This is a genomic window from uncultured Gordonia sp., assembly GCF_937858515.1.
Lineage (GTDB): Bacteria > Actinomycetota > Actinomycetes > Mycobacteriales > Mycobacteriaceae > Gordonia.
Map to the genome: position 1 here is coordinate 1 of NZ_CALLZT010000048.1, position 20,320 is coordinate 20,320.

Below are 20,320 nucleotides of genomic sequence, written 5' to 3' on the forward strand. Positions count from 1 at the left end.
GCGCCGGTCGCCTTGGCCTTGACCAGCAGTTTGCTGGTGTTCACACTGCCCGCGGCAAGGATCAGCGTCGGCGTGGTGAGGATCTTGTGCTCGACGGTGCGGCCGGTGTCATCGGTGCGGCTGACGTTCACGGTCCACTTGCCGTCGGCGCGACGCCCGACGGAGGTCACCGTATGTTGGGTGGCCACGCGCACCCGCCCGGTGGCCTCGGCGCGGGCGATGTAGGTGACGTCGACGCTGTGCTTGCCGCCGTTGTTGACGCCGAGCGCACCGTCGCCGTTGGTGTACGACGGCCGCATCTTGCCGTCGAGTTCGGCCAGGGCATAGTTCCAGTCGATCGGCATCGGGATTTTGCTCAGCGGGAAACCCGATCGCCGGACCCGTTTGGCGAATTCGCGGGCCACCTTGTAGTTGGGCGAGTTGACCAGTTTGTCGGGCGCGACGGCGATCTTGAGCATCCGGGCCACCCGCGGGTAGTGCACACGGTTCATCAGCTGCCAGTCGAGGCGGTCGGGAAACCATTCGTTGAACACCGCCTCGGCCGGCTGCAACGTCATGCCCTGGTAAATCAGCGAACCGCCACCGACGCCGGCCGGGCAGACCGCGGTCATGTTCTCGCCCATCACCATTTCCAGCAGGCCGACGTACGGTTCGAAGGCGACGGGCCGCCCGAACAGGGTCGGCGCGGACGTGTGCCACAGGATGCGCTTGTCGGGCGCGGACGCGCGCGGGAAGGTGTTCGCGTTGGGGCCGGATTTCCAGCGGCGGCCGCGTTCGAGAACCAGTACGTCGACACCCGCCTGCGCGAGCCGCAGCGCCGAGATGCCGCCGCCGAAGCCGGAGCCCACGACCACCACCCGATGTTCCTCGCGCGTGGTCCGAACCCGCCGCGACGGCGCCGCCGATGCCGACCCTACGTTCGGAATGAACTGTGCCGCAACGGCACCCACACCGACGGCAGCGGCACCGGTGAGGACGGAACGACGGGACGAGGTGGGTACTACAGACGGCATTCGACACTCCAGAAGCGATGGACCGGACAAGCCGGGCGGAGGGCAAGTCCACCCGGAAGCGAAAAACGAATACTAGAACTCGTTCTACTTCGCAGTAACCTTGTCAGCCCCCGCGCCTTCCGTCACTGTGATGTACGCCACATTCAAATTAGCAAATAACTCCGGCGAACCCGATCAAATGACGGAACCGACGTCGCGTGCGACGATCCGGTCCATCGCCCGCTCCGCGACGGCGGCGATGGTCATCGACGGGTTGCACGCGGCAGCGGTGCCGGGCAGCAGCGAACCATCGAGCACGTACAGGCCCTTCTGGCCGCGCACCCGCCCTTCGAGGTCGCACACCACGCCCATGTTGGCGCCGCCGAGCGGATGCCAGGTGAACGGGGTGACCAGGTTCAGGTCGGCGACCGGGTCGATGCCGCCGATGCGGTGGGCGGCGTTGTTGAGTCGGCCGGCGACCCCGGCGTCGCCGCCGAACGGCCAGGCGATGGTGGGATTGCCGGTCAGCGGGTCGACGCCGATACTGCCACGGGTTCCGCTGGCGCCGTATCCGAACAGCATCGTGCTGCGGCCGTCGACACCCATGAACTGCGGTGCTGCGGCCTGCACGATGGTGTAGGCGGTACGCGGATTGGCCCAGTTCTGCGAGCCGTAGACGACGGGCCCACCCTGCGGGACGCCCAGATCAGCGGTGATGCCCGTCCACGAGAAAGTGCGGTCGCCGTTGGTGCCCCAGCCGTGGCCGACGCCGTCGGGCAGGTTGGAGATGGCTCCGGTCCGCTTTGCCTTGACCAGCAGCTTGCTGGTGTTGAGGCTGCCGGCGGCCAGGATCAGCGCCCTGGTGGTGTACACCTTGCGACCGACCACCCGGCCGAACTTGTCGGTACGGCTCACGTTCACGATCCACTTGCCGTCGCGGCCGCGGGCGATGCTGGTGACCTCGTGCTGGGTGGCGACGGTGACCCGGCCGGTGGCCTCGGCCTGCCGCAGGTAGGTGGCGTCGATGCTGTGCTTGCCGCCGTTGTTCACACCGAACAGGGTGTCGCCGATCGTGTAGGACCGCCGCATCCGTCCGTGGTTCTCGGCGATCGCGTAGTTCCAGTCGATCGGGGCGGCCAGCTTCTCCACCGGCATCCCGGCCCGGCGGGCTCGCTTGGCGAATTCGCGGGCGCCGCGGTAGGCGTGCGAGTTGATGAGCGCATCGGGTGCGACGTTGGCCTTGAGCATCCGGGCCACCCGCGGGTAGTGGACGCGGTCCATCGTCGAGTAGTCGAGGGCGTCGGGGAACCAGGCGTTGAACACCGACCGCTTGGGCTGCAGGGTCATGCCGAGGTACACCAGCGACCCGCCGCCGACACCGGCCGCGCACACCGCCGACATCGTGGGACTCACGACAGTCTCGAACAGGCCGACGTACGGGTCGGTGCCGAACGGCCGGCCGAACAGGTTGGGCGCGGACTTGTGCCACATGACGCGCCGGTCCATGGTCTTGGCCGTCGGGAAGGTGCGGGCGTTGGGGCCGGTCGGCCAGCGCCGCCCGCGTTCGAGGACCAGTACGTTCACACCCGCCTGGGCCAGCCGCAGCGCCGCCACGCCGCCGCCGAAGCCGGAACCGATGACGATGGCACGCTGCTCGGAACGGTCGGTACGCACCCGCGGGGCACCCGTCGCCGGTCCCACTCCCGGGATGAACTGCGCACCGGCGACACCGGCACCTACCGCAGCGGCACCCTTGAGAAACGTACGACGCGTCGTCTGTGGCTTTTCCACTCCCGACATTCCACTCCGATCCCACCCTGAACCACGACCGGCTCTGGGGCATATTTCACCCTGGGGCCACACGGCTCCATAAACTCTGTAGAGAACTTACCGGAGCGTAACCCGTATTGGCAACCCCTTCCACGCCACAAATGTGGTCGCCCCGACTAGGTACGGCCGGATCAGAGCCCCTCGGCGCGCACCGCCCGCTCGTAGGCGTCGTTGTAGGCACGTAACTCGCGCAGCAGCGCCTCGGGACTGCCGGGAGCCAGATCGTCGAAGACGCGGCGCAACCGGTCGGCGCGCAGATCACCGTCATGCTCGAACGCCGCCCGACCCGCATCGGTGGGCCGCAGCATCTTGCTGGCGCTGCCCTCGACGGCGAATCGCTCGATGTAACCATGCTTGATCGCAGCGTTGACCTGGCGATTCACGGTCGACTGTTCGAGTTCGAGTTCGACGGAGAGCTCACGCAGAGTCCTCGGCCCTTCCCAGAGCCGCCAGAGGATGTTGAACGCCGATGCTTCCAGGATCGCGCCGGCGAAGGTATTGGCCTTGCGCCGGTTCAATCGCTGCAGTTCGTCGACGAGGTCATGGATCTGCTGTGAAGCCCAATGGGAGATCGTCATCGCACCCCCTTGATTTCATCGGCCTTGATTCCATCAGCGAACATTTCGGACATTGTGCCTGCGGCGGCGTTCACCCTGTCAATCCGGATTCCGATATGTAGGTTACATATGTACTATGCATACCTAAAGGAGGTGCCATGTCGGAGCACACCGGGGATGCCACACCGGAAAAGAACCTGGTTGTCGCGGACGAGGCGGCATCGGCCCCCAACGCCGTCCTGATCGTCGCGACGCTCTGCTTCGGCGGTCTCGTCGCCTCGCTGATGCAGACGCTCGTCGTACCGCTGCAGCCCGAACTCCCGGCACTGCTGGGCGCCTCACGCACCGACGCGTCGTGGGTCATCACCGCCACCCTCCTCGCGGCGGCGGTGGCCATGCCGATCGCCGGGCGCCTGGCCGACATGTTCGGCAAGAAGCGGGTGCTGCTGGTGAGCGCCGCCCTGCTGGTGCTCGGTTCGGTGATCTGCGCCGTCGGATCGAGCCTGGTCCCGATGGTCGTGGGGCGCGCGGTCCAGGGTCTGGCGATGGGTTTCATCCCGGTCGCGATCAGCCTGATGCGCGAGGTCACCCCGCCCCGGCTGACGTCGGTCGCCGTCGCCACCATGTCGGCGACGATGGGTGTGGGTGGTGCGATCGGCCTGCCGCTGGCCGCCGCGATCTACGAGTCCGGCGACTGGCACGTCCTGTTCTGGGCATCGGCGGCACTCGCCACGCTCATGCTGGCGCTGACGGCGTTCGTCGTGCCGTCCGTGCAGGACGCGGTCGGTGGCCGCCTCGACTGGGGTGGCGCCATCGGATTGTCGGCGGGCCTGATCCTGGTGCTGACAGCGATCACCAAGGGCAACGATTGGGGCTGGTCGAGTGCCACGACGCTGGGCATGCTGGCCGCGGGTGTCGTCGTGTTCGCCCTCTGGGGCCACTACGAACTCGGCCACCGCAACCCGCTCGTCGACCTGCGCACCAGCGCCCGGCCGGCGGTGCTGTTCTGCAACATCGCGGGTGTGGCCATCGGTTTCGGCATGATGGCGCAGTCCATCGTCGTGCCGCTGCTGCTCGAATCACCCAAGACCACCGGATACGGCCTGGGCCAGACGATCCTGCAAGCAGGTTTGTGGATGGCGCCCGGCGGCCTGATGATGATGGTGTTCGCGCCCGTCTCGGCCACGCTGATCAACCGGATCGGCCCCAAGTACACGCTGATGCTCGGTGCAACGGTCCTCGGTATCGGTTACCTGTTCGCCGCTTTCATGATGGGCTCGACCTGGCAGCTGATGCTGGCGTCGATGGTGTGCGCCGCGGGCGTCGGCATCGGCTATGCCGCGATGCCCACCCTCATCCTGGGCAGCGTCCCGCTGTCGGAGGCCGGTGCGGCCGTCGGTCTCAACTCGCTGATGCGATCGGTGGGCACCACCTCGGCGTCAGCGGTGATGGCCCTGGTGCTCACCTCGTCGAGCATCGACGTCGGCGGCGTCAGCTTCCCGGCGGATTCGACGTTCACCTGGTGCTTCCTGATCGGCGCGATCGCCGCCTTCATCGGTGTGGCCATCACGGCCCTGGTGCCACGCACCAAGCCGGTGGCGATCACCCCGCAAGCACCCGCCGAGTCGACGGTCGCAGGAGCCTAGTATTCCGCCGGTTCGCGGACCCCGCCGCGGAGCAGGTTGACGATCAGCGCCACGCACACCGCGGCACAGCCGGCGGCGCTGATGGCCAGTGCCAGCCGGATGCCGGCCTCTGACGGAGGTCCGCCCGCGGTCACCGCGTGTGCGGTGAGGACCGCCCCCGACAGGGCGCTGCCGAGCGCGCCGCCGAGTGTGCGCAGCACCTGGTTGAAGCTGACGGCGCTGCCCAGTTCCTCGGTGACGACGCTGCGCGCGATGAGTCCGGGCATGGCGGCGTAGGTGGTGCCGATGCCGACGCCGAACAAGAACTGGCTCGCCATCAGCTCCCACAGATGGTTGTGCGCCAGCCACATCACGAACGCCGCAGCAGTCAGCACGCTCGCGCCGATCGGCAGGAATGTCGTCAGCGACACCCGTCGCGACAGGGCGCGGACGACCCGGTTGGCGGCGAAGCTGCCCACCGACAGCGGCAGCATCACGAAACCGGCCCACAGCACGGGCACCGCAAGCCCGAAGCCGGTGCTCTCGGGGGCCTGCGCGACGAGGCTGATGATCGACAGGCCCATATACATCGCGATGCCCAGCCCGATGGCCGCGCCGTTGGCCAGCAGTACGTCGGGACGACGGATCACCCGCAGGTTGACCATGGCGTGCGGGGTGCGCAGCGACACCAGCACCCAGATCGTCAGGAGGATCAGCGCACCGCCAATGGTCACCACCGACCACACCGACGCCCAGCCCCAGTCCGGGCCCTGGCTGATTCCGATGAGCAGCGCCGCCAGTCCGGCACCGAACAGTCCGGCGCCGCGCAGGTCGAACGGCCGTCGCGGCGCCTGGTCGTCGGGGCCGTCAGGAATCGTCCACCACGCGACGGCGATGGCCGAGGCGATGAAGACTACCGCGAACCAGAACGCGGTGCGGAAACCGAAGTCCGAGGCGAGCAAACCGGTCAGCGGATAGCCGAGACCCAGGCCCGTCGCGACCGTCACCGACAACGACGAGATACCGCCGGCCAGGCGCTCGGGTGGCAGATACCGCCGGGCGATCGCGATGGTCACCGGCACGATGCCATAAGTCAGACCCTGCATCGCCCGGCCCGCCAGGAACACCGGGAAGTTGGGTGCGCATGCGGCCAGCGCCGACCCGGCCATGATGATCAGCAACGACACGATAAGCAGCCGCTTCTTGTGCGGGCCGTCGCTCAGGCGCCCCATCACCGGCGTGACCACCGCCCCGACCAGCAGGTTGATGGTGAGCGTCCACTGTGCCGTACTCACCGCGACGTCGAGTTCCCGCGAGATGGTGGGCACCAGCAGCATGCCGAGCGAGGCCACGATCGACGACGAGAGTGCCGTGTAGATCAATGCGATCGGTTGTACGGATTCCGTATCCCGACGCACTGTGACCATCGTTCAATACTGCCCGAACCGAGGCCGTACCCGTGCGCCGGGCGGACTATCGCACCCCGCTGGGTTGATTCTGGGTGATGCAGTGGATGCCGCCGCCGCGGGCGAAGATGGCGCGGGCGTCGACGGTGACCACGTCGCGGCCCGGATACACCGAACCCAGGATTTCGGCGGCCTCGGCGTCGGCGGGGTCGTCGAAGGAGCAGGCGATGACCGCGCCGTTGGCGACGTAGTGATTGATGTAGCTGTGGTCGACGAAACCCTCGTCGTCGGTGAGGTGTTCGGGGGCGGGCACGGCGATGATCTCGAAGGACCGTCCGGCATCGTCGACGGCGTGTTCCAGAGTCGCCCGGATCTGGGCCGAGACGGCGTGATCGGGATGATCCGGGTTGCGCTGATCGTGGTAGATGACCGCGCCCGGCGACGGCAGCGCGGCGATGATGTCGATGTGCCCGCGGGTGCCGTAGCGCTGGGAGTCCCGGGTCAGTCCGCGCGGCACCCAGATCACCGTCCCGACGCCGAGGGTGCGCCGCAGTTCGGCCTCCACGTCGGCCTTGGTCAGTCCGGGGTTGCGGCCGGGATCGAGTTGCACGGTGTCGGTGACCAGCACGGTGCCCGCGCCGTCGACCTGGATGCCGCCACCCTCGTTGACCAGCGTCGATCCGATGCGTTCGAGTCCGGTGCGCGCCAGCACCTTCGACGCGATGTGCTGATCGCGGTCCCAGGCGGCCCACTCCTGTGCGCCCCATCCGTTGAACACCCAGTCGATGCCGGCGACGCCGCCCTCGTCGTCGACGACGAAGGTCGGTCCGATGTCGCGCATCCAGGCGTCGTTGAGGGGTTCTTCGACGATGTCGATCGCTTCGGAGAGATACCGTCGCGCATATCCGGTCTGGGTCGGGTCGACGACGACGGTCACCGGCTCGTACTCGCTGATGGCGTTGGCGACGGTCGACCAGGCCGTGCGTGCCTGTTCGTGTTCGGTCTCGGTGTCGCCGAGCGAGTAGCCGTGCGCCGGGAACGCCATCCAGGTGCGTTCGTGCGGTTCGCTTTCGGCCGGCATCCGCCACGTCGTCATCAGTTGCTCCCTCCCAGCGGATGTGACGGGTCGACCGGTTCGGTGAGCCGACCGTAGGTGTCAGGGCGGCGGGTGGCCAGGAACGGGAACAGGGTGAGCCAGTCGCGGCGCTGGTCGAGGTCCAGATCGGCCACAAGAACAGCGGATTCGTCTCGGGGCGCCTGAACCAGGATGCGGCCGTACGGATCCGAGATGAACGACGACCCGTAGAAGGTGATCGCACCTTCGTCGCCGTGCCGGTTCGGAGCGATCATGAACGTGCCGTTGGCGATTCCGTTGCCGACGATCACCTGCTGCCACAGCGGTTGCGTGTCGAAATCGGGATGTCCGGGTTCGGAACCGATCGCCGTCGGGTACACGATGACCTCGGCGCCGGCCAGCGAATACATCCGGGCGACCTCGGGAAACCATTCGTCCCAGCATGTCGGCATACCGATGCGCGCGCCGTCGAGGGCGTCGACGGTGTGCACCGGATATGCCTGTCTGCCGGTCGGATCCGCGCCTACCGGACCGCCACGGAAATAGGTGTCCTCGTAATAGCCCTCGGTCACCGGGATGTGCAGTTTGCGGGTATAGGTGATGAGACCGTCCGGCCCGGCGAGGACCGCGGTATTGAAACCGAGTCCGTCACCATAGCTTTCGTGCAACGACGCCCCGTCACGCTCATACAGCGAAGCGTGCACGAGCACACCGTGTTTCCCGGCGGCCTCGGTCGCGAACCGCACCGTCGGGCCGTCGCGCAGATCCTCGGCACCCGCTCCCGGATCGTCGCCGCCGCGGACGAATGCCGGATAGCGGCTGAGGGTGAGTTCGGGCAAGAACACCACCCGCGCACCCTCCCGCGCGGCCAGGGCGATCCCCTCGTCAAGTTCGGCGAGCAGGTCATCGGGTGAGTCGTGCCAGCGATGCTGTACCGCACCGACCCGCAATGCCTCCCGGGCGGGCAGATCGACGCGGGCCGGTGAGGAAGGTACCCCCGGGGCGGTGATCAGCCGCATCGCTACTTCTCGATATCGACGGGGGCATTCGGGGTGGTGCGGCGCAGCGTCTCGCCGACGAAGAACGCCGGCCGCAGGATCCGCATGACCACCATCAGGATCGCCCCGAGAATGAGCAAGCCGAAGCCTATGTAGAAGATCAGCCCGATCCCGAACAGCGAGGCCCCGCTACCGTTTTCCGGGTCGAGGCTTTCCTTGACCGAGATAATGAATACGAGGATCAGTGCGAGGCCACCGAGTGCCGGGCACAGGAACTTGTACAGGAAGTTGTGTCCGCTGGTGAACAATTGATGCCGGAAGTACCAGACGCAGGCGAAGGCGGTGATGCCGTAGTACCAGCAGATCATGATGCCCAGCGCCGCGATGGTGTCGGTGAGCGTGCGGTCCGACAGTAACGTCACCGTCGTGTAGAACACGGCCGTCACGATACCCGCCACAAGCGCGCCGAAGGCCGGCGACAGGTAGCGGGGGCTGATCTCGGCGAACTTCTCCGGGAAGGCCTTGTAACTGCCCATCGACAGCATCGTGCGAGCCACCGGCAGGAACGTGGTCTGCAGACTCGCGACCGCCGAGGCGAGGATGGCCAGGAACAGGAAGATCTGGCCGAAACTTCCCATGATCGGCTCGGCGAGCGCACCGAAGACGTTGTCCTCGATCTCCTCGTTGCCCAGTCCCAGACCAGTCTTGCCGACACCTGCGTACATCATGGTGGCGAGGCCGACGAGCAGGTACGTGCCGAGAATGGTGAGCACGCACAGCAATCCGGCGCGGCCAGGGGTACGTTCCTTGTCTTTACACTCCTCGCCAAGGGTCAGACAGGTGTCCCAGCCCCAGAAGGCGAAGATGGATCCGGTCAATCCCACGGCGAAAGCCGAAATGGTCATTCCGGTGAACGGATTGAACCAGTCGATGTCGAAGGCAAGTCCACCACCGTCGGGGACGTCGCCCGTGGCGACCTTGACGAAGGCGACCGTCGCGAACACCAGCAGCACGATCATCTGGAATCCGACCAGGTAGTACTGGATGCGTTCGCTGGTGGTGACGCCGCGCATCGACACATAGGTCGCCAGCGCCAGCAACACCACCGTCGTCCCGATATTCACCGCTTTGTTGGAGGTGCCCAGATCGGCCCATGACTCGTGATCGAATATGCGGGCCAACGTCAGATACAGAAATTGCACCGCGACCGCGGCCAGATTGGACAGCACGATGATCGTCGCGATCACCATGCCCCAGCCACACATCCAGCCCGCATACGGTCCGAACGCCCTGGTGGACCAGGTGAACGACGCACCTGAGTCGGTGGTGTCGGAGTTGAGTTCGCGGTAGGCGTAGGCCGTCAGGAACATCGGAATGAAGCCCGCGATGAAGATCGCCGGCAATTTCAGGGCGACGGAGCCGACGATCAGTCCGATACTCGCGGTGAGCGTGTACCCCGGTGCCACCGTCGAAATACCGAGAATGGCACCGGAGAGGACACCGATCTTGTTGGCGGCCAATCCTTTGCTGGATGTTTCCGGCGCAGGAGCGGACCCGGCGACCGCGGGGTCTTGTGGTGTGGCCATAGGGCCTCCCGTGATAAGCCTCAGGCACCGAGCCCTTGGGGGTGAATGGTGGGGAGAATATCGCCTCCGACGCCGATGTCGCCTGCGATGAAAAGAATTGTCCGAATTATCCGGTTAACGCAATGTACTTGGTGTTCAGATATTCTTCGATACCTTCGGAACCACCCTCGCTGCCGAGGCCGGATTGTTTCACGCCGCCGAAAGGTGCCGCGGGATCGGAGATCACGCCCCGGTTGACGCCGACCATCCCCGATTCCAACGCCCCCGACACCCGCATCGCGCGGTCGAGGTCACGGGTGTAGAAATACGCCGCCAGACCGTAGTCTGTGGAGTTGGCCTTGGTCACTGCCTCGTCCTCGGCGTCGAATCCGGAGATCACCGCGACGGGACCGAAGATCTCCTCGCCCAGAATCCGGGCTCCCGCCGGGACGTCGTCAAGAACCGTTGGCTCGAAGAAGAATCCGTCACCGGGCACGGCTTTGCCGCCGGTCCGGACGCGAGCCCCGAGACCCACCGCCTCATCGACGAGCCCTGCCACCCGGTCGCGCTGCTTGGCGTTGATCAGCGGACCGAGGTTCACGCCCTCGGCGTCGCCCGGGCCAACCTTGATGGCCGCCACCTTCTCGGTGAGTTTCGCGGTGAACTCCTCGCGGACCGCGTTGTGCACCAGAATCCGGTTGGCGGCGGTACATGCCTCACCGCCGTTGCGCATCTTCGCCGCGAACGCCCCCTCGACGGCGGCGTCGATGTCGGCGTCGTCGAACACGATGAACGGGGCGTTGCCGCCGAGTTCCATCGACGTACGCAGCACCTGCCCCGCCGACTGCTCGATCAGAATCTTGCCGACCTGCGTCGACCCGGTGAACGACACCTTGCGCAGCCGCGGATCGGCCATGAGCGCGGCCACCACATCCGGCGAGTTCAGGGTGGGGATCACCGACAGCACACCGTCGGGCAGGCCGGCGTCGGCGAGCACCCGGGCCAGTAGCAGCATCGTCAGCGGGGTGTCCTCGGCGGGTTTGACGACGACGGTGCACCCGGCCGCGAACGCCGGACCGATCTTGCGGGTGCCCATGGCCAGCGGGAAGTTCCAGGGGGTCACTGCCAGCACCGGCCCCACCGGCTGTTTGACCACCAGGATGCGGCCATTGCCCGCGGGAGGTGTGGCGGTGCGGCCGTACACGCGCACGGCCTCCTCGGAGAACCAGCGGAAGAACTCGGCACCGTAGGCCACCTCACCGCGAGCCTCGGCGAGCGTCTTGCCCATCTCGGCGGTCATCAGCGCCGCGAAGTCGTCGGCGCGTTCGGTGAGCAGTTCCCACGCGCGGCGCAGGATCACCGACCGCGCCCGGGGTGACGTCGCCGCCCACTCGGCCTGCACGGCAGCGGCCGCATCAAGTGCCGCGACCGCATCGGCAACCCCGGCGTCGGCCACCGACGCGAGGACCTTGCCGGTGGCCGGGTCGACGACGTCGATCGTGTCACCCGACGCCGCGGGCCGCTCGTCGTTCCCGATCCACAGACCGGTCGGAAGATCCTGCGGCAGAGCACCACTCATGCGTCCACACCCGCCTCGATCGCGGCGATGAACACGTCGAGCCCGTCACCGAGAGTGTCGTCGCCGATCACCAGTGGCGGCAGCAGCCGCACCACATTGCCGTACGTGCCGCACGTGAGCAACACGACGCCCTGCGCCAGTGCCCGCGCCGCAACGGCTTTGGCCAGCGCCGGATCCGGCGTGGTGGTTCCGGGCCGGACGAGTTCGACGGCGATCATCGCACCCCGACCGCGGACGTCGCCGATCGACGGAAGTCGTTGCGCCGCTTCGCGCAGTCTGCCGGTCGCCAGCTCGCCGATGTGCGCCGCACGCCCGGGGAGGTCGTAGACCTTCATCGTCTCGATCGCGGCGAGCGCGGCGGCACAGGCCACCGGATTGCCGCCGTAGGTTCCGCCGAGACCGCCCGGATGCACCGCATCGAGCAGGTCGGCGCGGCCGGTGATCGCCGACAGCGGCAGGCCGCCCGCGATCCCCTTGGCCATGGTGATGATGTCGGGCACGACGGCTTCGTGGTCGCACGCGAACCACGCTCCGGTGCGGGCGAATCCGGTCTGCACCTCGTCGGCGATGAACACCGTTCCATTAGCCTTGGCCCAGTCACTCAGTGCGGCAAGGAATCCCGGTGCGGGGACGATGAATCCGCCTTCGCCCTGGATGGGTTCGATGATGATCGCCGCGACCTGGTCGGCACCGATCTGCACCTCCATCTCCGAGATGACCCGAGCGGCGGCCTGTTCGCCCGTCAGACCGGGCTCGTCGCGGTACGGGTACGACATCGGCATCCGGTACACCTCGGGCGCGAACGGCCCGAACCGCGCCTTGTACGGCATGTTCTTGGCCGTCAGCGCCATCGTGAGATTGGTGCGCCCGTGGTAGGCGTTGTCGAAGGCCACCACCGCCTGGCGACCGGTGACCAGCCGGGCCACCTTGATCGCGTTCTCCACCGCCTCGGCACCGGAATTGAACAGCACGCTGCGCTTGTCGTGATCGCCGGGCGTCAGCTCATTGAGCGCCTCGGCGACGGCGACGTAACTCTCGTACGGGGTGACCATGAAACAGGTGTGCGTGAAATGCCCCACCTGCTCGGTGACCGCGGCGGCCACCCGCGGTTCGGAGGCACCCACGCTGGTGACCGCGATTCCCGATCCCAGGTCGATCAGCGAATTGCCGTCGGCGTCGACGATCACGCCGCCGTCGGCGTCCACGGCGTACACCGGCACCGACGAGCCGACCCCGGCGGCCACCGCACGCCCACGGCGGGCAGCGAACTCTTTCGACCTCGGCCCCGGCAATTCGGTGACCAGTTTTCGCTGCTGTGGCAGCCGGTAGGTGAGTGCGGTGGTATCAGCCTCGGTGGTCATCGTGGCCTCTCTGAAAGACGTTGCTGTGTGTCGTTCGGCGGCGAAAGTGTGGCAGCGAAAGTCAGTCGTCGCCCTTGGGCACGACCACCATCGGTACCTGCAGAACGCGCAGCATCTTGGCGGCGGTGGAGCCGAGGAAGATCCTGCGCGGCTGCGCGAGCCTGCTGGAACCGACGACGATGAGATCGCCGTCATGCCAGTCGAGTTTGTTGACGGCGTCCTCGATGTGCCGGCCCGAGGTAACCACGCCGGTAACCGAGATGTCCTCGGGCGACAGCGCTTTCGCCTTCTCGACGAGACCGGCGGCATGTTGGCGGGCCCGTTCGATGACCTCTGCGTCGGTCTTGGCGGCCCCGCTGATCGGTTCGACCGCCACCAGCGATACCAACCGCAGCCCCACACCGCCGCGGGCGACGCCGTCAACGGCCGCCTGCAACACCTCGGGCGCTTCCCGGCGCTCCCCGATGGCGCAGGTGACCTCCCGGACCCTGCGGATACCGGACGACCGCGCGCCCCGCGGCGCGATCGCGACCGGGACGGGCGAGGAATGCATCAGGTCGTTGACGACGCTGCCCAGGGTGAGCGATCCGACGAGAGCACCGCCGCCACCACCGCCGACCACGATCATCGCCGAGTCCGTGCGCTCGGCCTCGGCGATGATGCCCTCGGCCGACGATTCATGGAACAGGATGTGCGTGCTCACCGTGATGTCGTCGTCGACGAGTTCCTTTGCTTCGGTGAGCCATTCCTGCGCACGCTCGGTCAGTAGCTCCTCATAGTTGCCGGGCGGGTCGATGACGGTTTCCGGTGGCAGGACCATAGTGATCTCGAGATCCGCTTCGAGGCTGCGGGCGAGTCGGGCGCCGAGCGCCACGGCGTCGGCACCGCCCGGGGTCGCTAGGTAGGCGACGAGAATACGCATCAGTGACACCCCTGACCGGTGGTCGAGTCGGCGGATGAGGAACAGCAGCTGTCGGCTGCCGCTTCGGTGTGGCACGCCGACTTCGGTGTCGGTGCGACGTCCAGCGCCGGATTCCGGTCGAAGAATCCGAACGGTTTGAGCCAGAAACTCACGATGTCGGCCGGCATGATCGGCCAGTCCTCGGGCCGGGTGATGTGGTGGATGCCGAAGACATACCACAGCACCACGTCGGTGTTCTCGACCGAACGATTACCCGCCGTCCACTCGGGCAGGCCCATCCCCGGACCGCCCTGGTTGACGAATTCGCCTGCGGGCCAGCGCTCGTCGGGCGAGTTGGGCGTCACCCAGACGCTGTGCTCGATAGCCTTGCACCGGGCCAGGACCTCCGAGGCGGGATCGAACAACGGCGGGAACGCCGCCCCCGGCACCAGCTTGTACGCCGGATGGGCGCCGATCCCGGTGGTGTTGTTGTCGTTGACCACCTTCCAGGTGCGCTGCGTGGCGAAGTTCATGTCGCCCTTGGCTTCCTGCTCGGTGCGCAGAGGAGTATTGACCTGCCGCAACGACAATCCGTACGGATTGTCCGGTCCGATCGGGACGATCTCGGTTTCGGTCTGGTACACCGTGTTGTCGGTGCCGTCGACGTCGAGGTCCATGCGCGCGACGATGAAATGCTGGTGGAACGGTGCGTAGGTGCGGTTGTCCACCATCGTGCCGTGTTCGGGTGCCACTCCCTCGGGCAGGTGACTGACCACCATGAGACCCGTTGCGCGGACCTCACATTCGATGTTTCCATCCTGGTAGAACCGCCAGTACGTCAGGTACTCGTAGTTGGCGACGGTGACGTGGAACGACACCGTGAGCCGACGCATCCGGCGTACCTCGCTGGTGCCGTGGTCGACGTGCTTCCACAGGACGGCGTTGTCTTCCTCGTGGATGCAGATCGCATTCTTGATCGTGTACGGCTCGCCTGCACTATTGTGCAGAACCGCGTCGAGGTAACGGATCTCACCGAGACAGTCACACCCCAGCTCCAGCGAGGTGGTCATGAATCCCAGACCCCATTCGCCGATGTCGAAGGCGGTGCGACGGTAGTGGTCGTCGCAGTGGTCGCGGTAGGGCACCATCATCTCCGCGAACGAGATCCGGTGCGCGATCGAGCGCCGGGTTCCGTTGTCGTCGTAGCTGATCGAGTGCAGCGTCATACCCTCGCGGTGGTTGAATCCCACGCGCAGCGACCAGTTCTGCCAGTCCAGCCGGTTGCCGGTCAGGGTGAACGACGGTCCGTCCGATTGGGTGATCTCCAGCGGCTTGAGCTCTTCGCGGGTGCTGGCCTCCCGGATCCGTTCGGGCACGTACCGCGGCACGTACTCGCCCATGATCTCGGGTTTGGGCACGGTGAACGTGTCCTCGATCTCCAGCAGTTCCATCGTGTTGAGGTCGATGACGCAGTGAAAACCGTTGACCGGACCGGCATACGGGTTGGTACCCGGCGCCGATCGCACCCACGTATCCGACCAGCCGATCCGCCGGCCCTTGTACTTGTCGGGGATCAGCGCGTCGCCATAGGTCCAGGTGTCCATGAACACCAGGTCCAGATCGGTGATACCACGTTTGGCCAGGCCCGCGATCACGTCGGGGTGTGCGCGCAGCGCCGCGTCGGCCTCCGACCACTCGTCGACGGTGAAATTGGCCTGCACGCCGGGGATGTGGTCCCACTCGAGCACCGTCGAGTCCGTGAGCGACACCAGCGCCTTGTAGGTGGCGTTGGTGGCCCGCTCGAAGCAGGTGACGATGGCATTGCGGGGCGGTATCGCACCACCGGCGTCGAACGCGGCCAGGGCCGCTTTGTCCGGTTCGGCCATTTCGATATTGGCGTACCGCCAGGCGGGTGCGACCACACCATGGGCCGCGCCCAGGATCTCCACGGTCGCACTGAATTCCGCCGCCGACAGCGGATCGAGGGGATGAAACACGGGATCGGTCATGCTCTGCTTCCTGGCGGTTGGCCGGCTCGAAGACGGATACGGGCGGAACTGCCTGAGCTCAGGTGTTGGCGCTCATCACGTGCTTGATGCGCGTGTAGTCCTCCACACCGTAGGCCGACATGTCCTTGCCGTATCCCGAATGCTTGAAACCGCCGTGTGGCATTTCGACGACCAGCGGGATGTGGCCGTTGACCCACACGCAGCCGGCGTCGATACGGGCTGTCATGCGGTTGACCGTGCCGTTGTCCGATGCCCAGACACTGGCCGCCAGACCGTAATCCACGCCGTTGGCCTTGGCCACCGCGTCGTCCTCGTCGTCGAAGGTCTGCACCGTGAGAATGGGGCCGAAAGTCTCTTCCTGCACGATGGCGTCGTCCTGGTTCACACCGGTGATGATGGTCGGCGCGAAGTAGAACCCGCTGTCGCCCACCCGCGTTCCGCCGGTCTCGATCTTCGCGTGATCGGGCAGCGCCGCGATCTTCTCGGTGACGGTGGTGAAATGCCGGATGTTGTTGAGCGGGCCGTAGAACGCGTCCTCGTCGTCGACGCCGCCCGGCCTGAGCGTGGCCGCCTTGGCGACCACCGCCTGCACGAATCGGTCGTACACCGAGGTGTGCACGATGGCGCGGGTCGCGGCGGTGCAATCCTGTCCGGCGTTGAAGAACGCGGCCTCGGCGATACCTGATGCGGCGGCCTCGACGTCGGCGTCGGCGAATACGACGGCCGGGGCCTTGCCGCCCAGTTCGAGGTGGGCACGCTTGACGTCGGCGGCGGCCGCCGCGGCGACCGCGATACCGGCGCGCACCGAACCGGTGATCGACACCAGGCCCAGCCGCGGGTCGGAAACCAGCTGCGCACCCGTGGCCCCGGTGCCCAACACCACGTTGAACACACCGTCGGGAATGATGCCCTGGCTGATCCGGGCCAGCACGATGGTGCTTTCCGGGGTGGTGTCACTGGGTTTGAGCACGATGGTGTTGCCTGCGGCCAGTGCGGGTCCGATCTTCCAGATGGCCATCATGAACGGGTAGTTCCACGGCGTCACCTGACCGACGATGCCGATCGGCTCGCGTCGGATGTAGGAGGTGAATCCCTCCATGTATTCGCCCGCCGACTTGCCTTCGAGCAGCCGGGCGGCGCCGGCGAAGAACCGCAGTTGGTCGGCGCTGACGAGCACCTCCTCGCTCTTGACGAACGCCCGCAGCTGTCCGGTGTTGCGGATCTGCGCCGCGACGATCTCGTCGGCGTGTTCCTCGACGGCGTCGGCCAGTTTGAGCAACACACCAGCTCTGGTCTTGGGAGTGCTTGTGCTCCAGGCAATTCGGGCGTTCTCGGCGGCGTCGATCGCAGCCGATACCTCGGCGGCCGTCGATACCGGCGACACGGCGACCACCGACTCGTCGGCCGGATTGATGATGTCGATCGATTCTTCCGATTCGGAGTCCACGAAAGCACCACCGATGTAGTTCTGCAGCCGGCCGGTCATTGAATACCTCCTGGGATTGTGCTGTCTAAAACTCTGGACCACGGCGCATCGGGTGCGCATCTGCCAGAATGTCCGTCGTCGGTGAAGTGTGTTCAACAGATTGGAGTGCGGTGGCGGTTTCCGTACGATGGCTTCTCGGTCAGGCGGATCTGAGTCTACGGTTGCGAGCCGGTTCTGCCGGGCTATCCGCAGAAATCACCTTTGCCGTCACCACCGAGCTCCCCGACCCCGCCCGTTGGCTCTCCGGTGGGGAGTTGATCCTCACCACCGGCCTCGGCCTGCCCGACGACCCCGGCCAGCGCACCGCCTACATCCACGGACTACGCGAAATCGGCGTCACCGCAGTGGGCTTCGGAACCGGGCTGACCTTCGAGGAGGTGCCGGACGAACTGATCGCCGCCGCCGACGACTGCGGGCTGGCACTGTTCGAGGTCCCGCTGGCCACCCCTTTCGTCGCGGTGGCCAAGACGGTCATGAACCGCCTGGCCCATCAGCAGTACGAGTCCGTTCTCACCGCCACCCGGGTCCAGACCAGGATGACCCGGGCCACGGCGGTGCGCGGTGCCCCCGGCACGCTCGCCGAACTGTCGCTGGCCTGCGGCGGTCCCGCGGTCATCATCGACCGGACCGCCAAAGTGATCCATACCGCCCGCGGTCCGGGCGGCGGTGATGCCGACGACAAGACCGAGGCCATCGCCGCCGGCATCGGCCACCTGATCACCCGCGCGGGCGGACGGGCCTTCCCGCACAGCAGCGTCGTCCCCCTGACCGACGGCGGTGTGGCCGTGGTGCAGGCCATCAGGATCGGTGCCCGGACCCATGGCTATCTCGCCGTCGAGGTGACCGGAACCCCGTCGCCGATCGACCAGCTGATCATCGGGCACGCCAACTCGCTGCTCGTGCTCGAGTTCGAACGCCCCGACCGGGTGCGGCGCGAACAGGGACAGGTGCACGGGGCGGCACTGGCACTGGCGTTGACCGGTAGCACCGGCACGGCCGCGGCCATCGGGCTGCTGCGCACCGCGACCGACGACGCCGGCCGCATCCGGATGCTCACGGTGCTCGACGCCCCCCGCCTCCGACGCCCTGCGTCAGGCCGTCGACGATCAACTCGCCGCCCGCGCGCGCAACCTCTTCCTCAGCGCCGAGGGCCCGGCGGTCTCGATCCTGCTGCGCGGCACCGACGACCTCGCACTGGCCTCGTCACTGTTCGACACCCTCGACGACGCCGTCCGCCGACACCTGCGGATCGGGCTGAGCGCGCCGCATGCTCTAGCCGAGGTGCGCACCGCCGCGGCCGAGTCGCGGATGGCGGCGGGGCTGGCGCTCGGCGCGCCCGTCGACGCCACCAACATCACCGGCCGGACGCTGCTGGCAGTTCCGGAGACCCGGAACGTCCTCACCGCGATGGGCATGCTGCTGGTCGAGCCGCTCGAACGCCACGACGCCGCACACGACAGCGGACTGCTGGACTCGTTGCGGGCCTACCTCGAGGCCAACGGCCAGTGGGAACCGGCGGCCGCCGTGCTCGGAGTGCACCGGCACACGCTGCGCAGCCGGATCGTGAAGGCGGCCGAGGTGATCGGCTGCGATCTCGGTTCGGCCCGCGTCCGCGCCGAGGTGCTGCTGGCGATCATCGCGCGCGATCAGCGGGCACACGGTCCGGAGGACGGGAGCGGACCTCCCTTACGGTAAGTTGCACGGTAAGGCAGGCGCGACACCACGCGGCCCGCATTCACCGCATACCGGAGGAGAGAAATGGCCGATTCACCGCAGCGTCTGGTCGTCGTCACGGGAGCCGCCGGCGCCCTCGGGCAGGCCGTCGTCACCGAGTTCCTCGCCACCGGCGCCGCCGTCGTCGCCGTCGACATCCCGGGTGAGCGCCTCGACGCGCTGGGCGAGACCGACAATGTGCACACTGTCGGCGCCCAACTCTCCGACGCCGCCGAGACCACCGCGGCGTGGACGGCCATCGACGCGATCGGCACCCCCGACACCCTGGTCACCCTGGCCGGAGGTTTCCAGCCAAGTTCGCTGGCCGACCTCACCGAGGACATCTGGAACGCGATGATCGACTCCAACGTCGCCTCGGTGGTGTGGTCGGCCCGCGAGGCCGCCGCCCGTTTCGAGGCCGCGGGCGGCGGATCGATCGTCACCGTCGGCTCCAAGACCGCGCTCTCCGGCGCCGCTCCCCTGGCCCACGCCACCAGCAAGGCCGCCGTCGTCCGGATCACCGAACTGCTCGCAGAAGAATTGCGGCCCAAGAAGATCCGCGTCAACACGGTGCTCCCGTCGGTGATCGACACCCCCGCCAACCGCACCTGGATGTCCGAGGACCTCGCCTCGCGCGCGGTCAGCCCGGCCGCCATCGCCAAGGTCATCGCCTTCCTGACCGGCCCCGACGCCGCCCCGATCAGCGGAGCCCGCGTCCCGGTCTACGGCGACGCCTGATCGCAGTTGCCCCGGCCGCCTACCCCGGAATCCGGATCGGGAGAGCCGGGATTCATGGGCGGTCTGGTCGGCGAACGTCAGCACGACCCCCTCATCCTCCAACGCCGACACCACCGGAAGCAGGGACGGGGCGCTCGACCTGAGCCTTGCTGTTCACCAGTCACCGCACAACTGGTCGCTCAACTTCACGTACATCTCCCGAGTTCGCCGGCCTAGCCACTCGAGGAGGTACTGCAGGCACATGGCACCAGATCCTCGATACTCAGGGCAACCGTGACGTAGATGCGGAATAGAATACCCGACGGGCCATTCAAGGTTCCCGCCGGTCAAATAGACGGGTGCTCGACTATTTCATAGATGAGATTCGAATAGATGACGAAATCCAACCAAGGTATGAGAGATTTACGGAGGATCCGCGACTTCTTCTGAAGTTAGCCTCAGCCTTTCACGCTGATTGCGTGTCATAAACGAAGAATGGTGCCCTG

16 protein-coding genes and 1 pseudogene are annotated in these 20,320 nt (G+C 66.9%); 4 read left to right on the plus strand and 13 right to left on the minus strand.

Annotated features, from left to right (window positions below; all coding sequences use genetic code 11):
* The 3 genes from Q0627_RS03505 to Q0627_RS03515 all read right to left on the minus strand — a co-directional run.
* Positions 1 to 1,013, minus strand: a 1,013-nt coding sequence (locus Q0627_RS03505) for a GMC family oxidoreductase N-terminal domain-containing protein (RefSeq protein WP_298807716.1), incomplete at its 3' end; no start/stop codon positions are given.
* A gap of 174 nt (positions 1,014 to 1,187) precedes the next feature.
* A complete protein-coding gene (locus Q0627_RS03510; protein WP_291013572.1) occupies positions 1,188 to 2,792 on the minus strand; it encodes a GMC oxidoreductase in 1,605 nt (534 codons plus the stop codon).
* A gap of 161 nt (positions 2,793 to 2,953) precedes the next feature.
* Positions 2,954 to 3,400: a MarR family winged helix-turn-helix transcriptional regulator gene (locus Q0627_RS03515; RefSeq protein ID WP_298807718.1), complete on the minus strand. Its 447-nt coding sequence runs from the start codon at positions 3,398 to 3,400 to the stop codon at positions 2,954 to 2,956.
* 137 nt (positions 3,401 to 3,537) lie between these two features.
* On the opposite strand from Q0627_RS03515, the gene Q0627_RS03520 reads away from it, so the two are divergent.
* Entirely contained in the window at positions 3,538 to 5,025 is a 1,488-nt protein-coding gene (locus tag Q0627_RS03520) for an MFS transporter (protein WP_291013577.1), read from the plus strand.
* Here the strand turns inward: Q0627_RS03520 and Q0627_RS03525 are convergent.
* The 9 genes from Q0627_RS03525 to Q0627_RS03565 all read right to left on the minus strand — a co-directional run bounded on the left by Q0627_RS03525 (position 5,022) and on the right by Q0627_RS03565 (position 17,384).
* Positions 5,022 to 6,431 carry an MFS transporter gene (locus tag Q0627_RS03525; protein ID WP_291013580.1) on the minus strand — a complete coding sequence of 470 codons (1,410 nt, stop codon included), beginning with the start codon at positions 6,429 to 6,431 and terminating at the stop codon, positions 5,022 to 5,024. The two genes, Q0627_RS03520 and Q0627_RS03525, sit on opposite strands and share 4 nt — an antisense overlap.
* A gap of 46 nt (positions 6,432 to 6,477) precedes the next feature.
* Entirely contained in the window at positions 6,478 to 7,506 is a 1,029-nt protein-coding gene (locus Q0627_RS03530) for an agmatine deiminase family protein (protein WP_291013583.1), read from the minus strand.
* The gene (locus Q0627_RS03535) at positions 7,506 to 8,504 is read right to left on the minus strand and encodes a nitrilase-related carbon-nitrogen hydrolase (protein WP_298807723.1); all 999 of its coding nucleotides are present in this window, start codon (positions 8,502 to 8,504) and stop codon (positions 7,506 to 7,508) included. Before Q0627_RS03535 ends, Q0627_RS03530 begins: the two co-directional genes overlap by 1 nt.
* 2 nt (positions 8,505 to 8,506) lie before the next feature.
* Entirely contained in the window at positions 8,507 to 10,069 is a 1,563-nt protein-coding gene (locus Q0627_RS03540; protein ID WP_298807725.1) for an APC family permease, read from the minus strand.
* A 106-nt stretch (positions 10,070 to 10,175) separates the two neighbouring features.
* On the minus strand, positions 10,176 to 11,627 hold the full coding sequence (locus Q0627_RS03545; RefSeq protein ID WP_291013591.1) for an NAD-dependent succinate-semialdehyde dehydrogenase: 1,452 nt from the start codon (positions 11,625 to 11,627) through the stop codon (positions 10,176 to 10,178).
* Positions 11,624 to 12,988: a 4-aminobutyrate--2-oxoglutarate transaminase gene (gabT, locus tag Q0627_RS03550; RefSeq protein WP_291013593.1), complete on the minus strand. Its 1,365-nt coding sequence runs from the start codon at positions 12,986 to 12,988 to the stop codon at positions 11,624 to 11,626. The genes Q0627_RS03545 and gabT overlap by 4 nt, the downstream gene beginning before the upstream one ends.
* Positions 12,989 to 13,049: 61 nt before the next feature.
* Positions 13,050 to 13,910: a universal stress protein gene (locus Q0627_RS03555; RefSeq protein ID WP_291013596.1), complete on the minus strand. Its 861-nt coding sequence runs from the start codon at positions 13,908 to 13,910 to the stop codon at positions 13,050 to 13,052.
* Positions 13,910 to 15,898, minus strand: a complete 1,989-nt coding sequence (locus Q0627_RS03560; RefSeq protein WP_291013598.1) for a primary-amine oxidase — start codon at positions 15,896 to 15,898, stop codon at positions 13,910 to 13,912. The genes Q0627_RS03555 and Q0627_RS03560 overlap by 1 nt, the downstream gene beginning before the upstream one ends.
* Positions 15,899 to 15,956: 58 nt before the next feature.
* A complete protein-coding gene (locus Q0627_RS03565) occupies positions 15,957 to 17,384 on the minus strand; it encodes an aminobutyraldehyde dehydrogenase (protein WP_291013600.1) in 1,428 nt (475 codons plus the stop codon).
* 68 nt (positions 17,385 to 17,452) lie between these two features.
* Between Q0627_RS03565 and Q0627_RS03570 the strand changes: the two are divergent.
* A pseudogene (locus tag Q0627_RS03570) lies at positions 17,453 to 17,809 on the plus strand (PucR family transcriptional regulator ligand-binding domain-containing protein); the annotation flags it as partial.
* Here Q0627_RS03570 and Q0627_RS03575 read toward each other — a convergent pair.
* The gene (locus Q0627_RS03575; RefSeq protein ID WP_298807727.1) at positions 17,705 to 18,337 is read right to left on the minus strand and encodes a hypothetical protein; all 633 of its coding nucleotides are present in this window, start codon (positions 18,335 to 18,337) and stop codon (positions 17,705 to 17,707) included. The pseudogene Q0627_RS03570 and the gene Q0627_RS03575 sit on opposite strands and share 105 nt — an antisense overlap.
* Positions 18,338 to 18,665: 328 nt before the next feature.
* Here Q0627_RS03575 and Q0627_RS03580 point away from each other — a divergent pair, with 328 nt between their 5' ends.
* Together Q0627_RS03580 and Q0627_RS03585 are read left to right on the plus strand one after the other, a co-directional pair.
* Positions 18,666 to 19,079, plus strand: coding sequence for a helix-turn-helix domain-containing protein (locus Q0627_RS03580; RefSeq protein WP_298807729.1), 414 nt, complete (start codon positions 18,666 to 18,668; stop codon positions 19,077 to 19,079).
* Positions 19,080 to 19,142: 63 nt separating this feature from the next.
* Positions 19,143 to 19,835, plus strand: coding sequence for an SDR family NAD(P)-dependent oxidoreductase (locus Q0627_RS03585; RefSeq protein ID WP_291013605.1), 693 nt, complete (start codon positions 19,143 to 19,145; stop codon positions 19,833 to 19,835).
* Positions 19,836 to 20,320 lie beyond the last annotated feature (485 nt).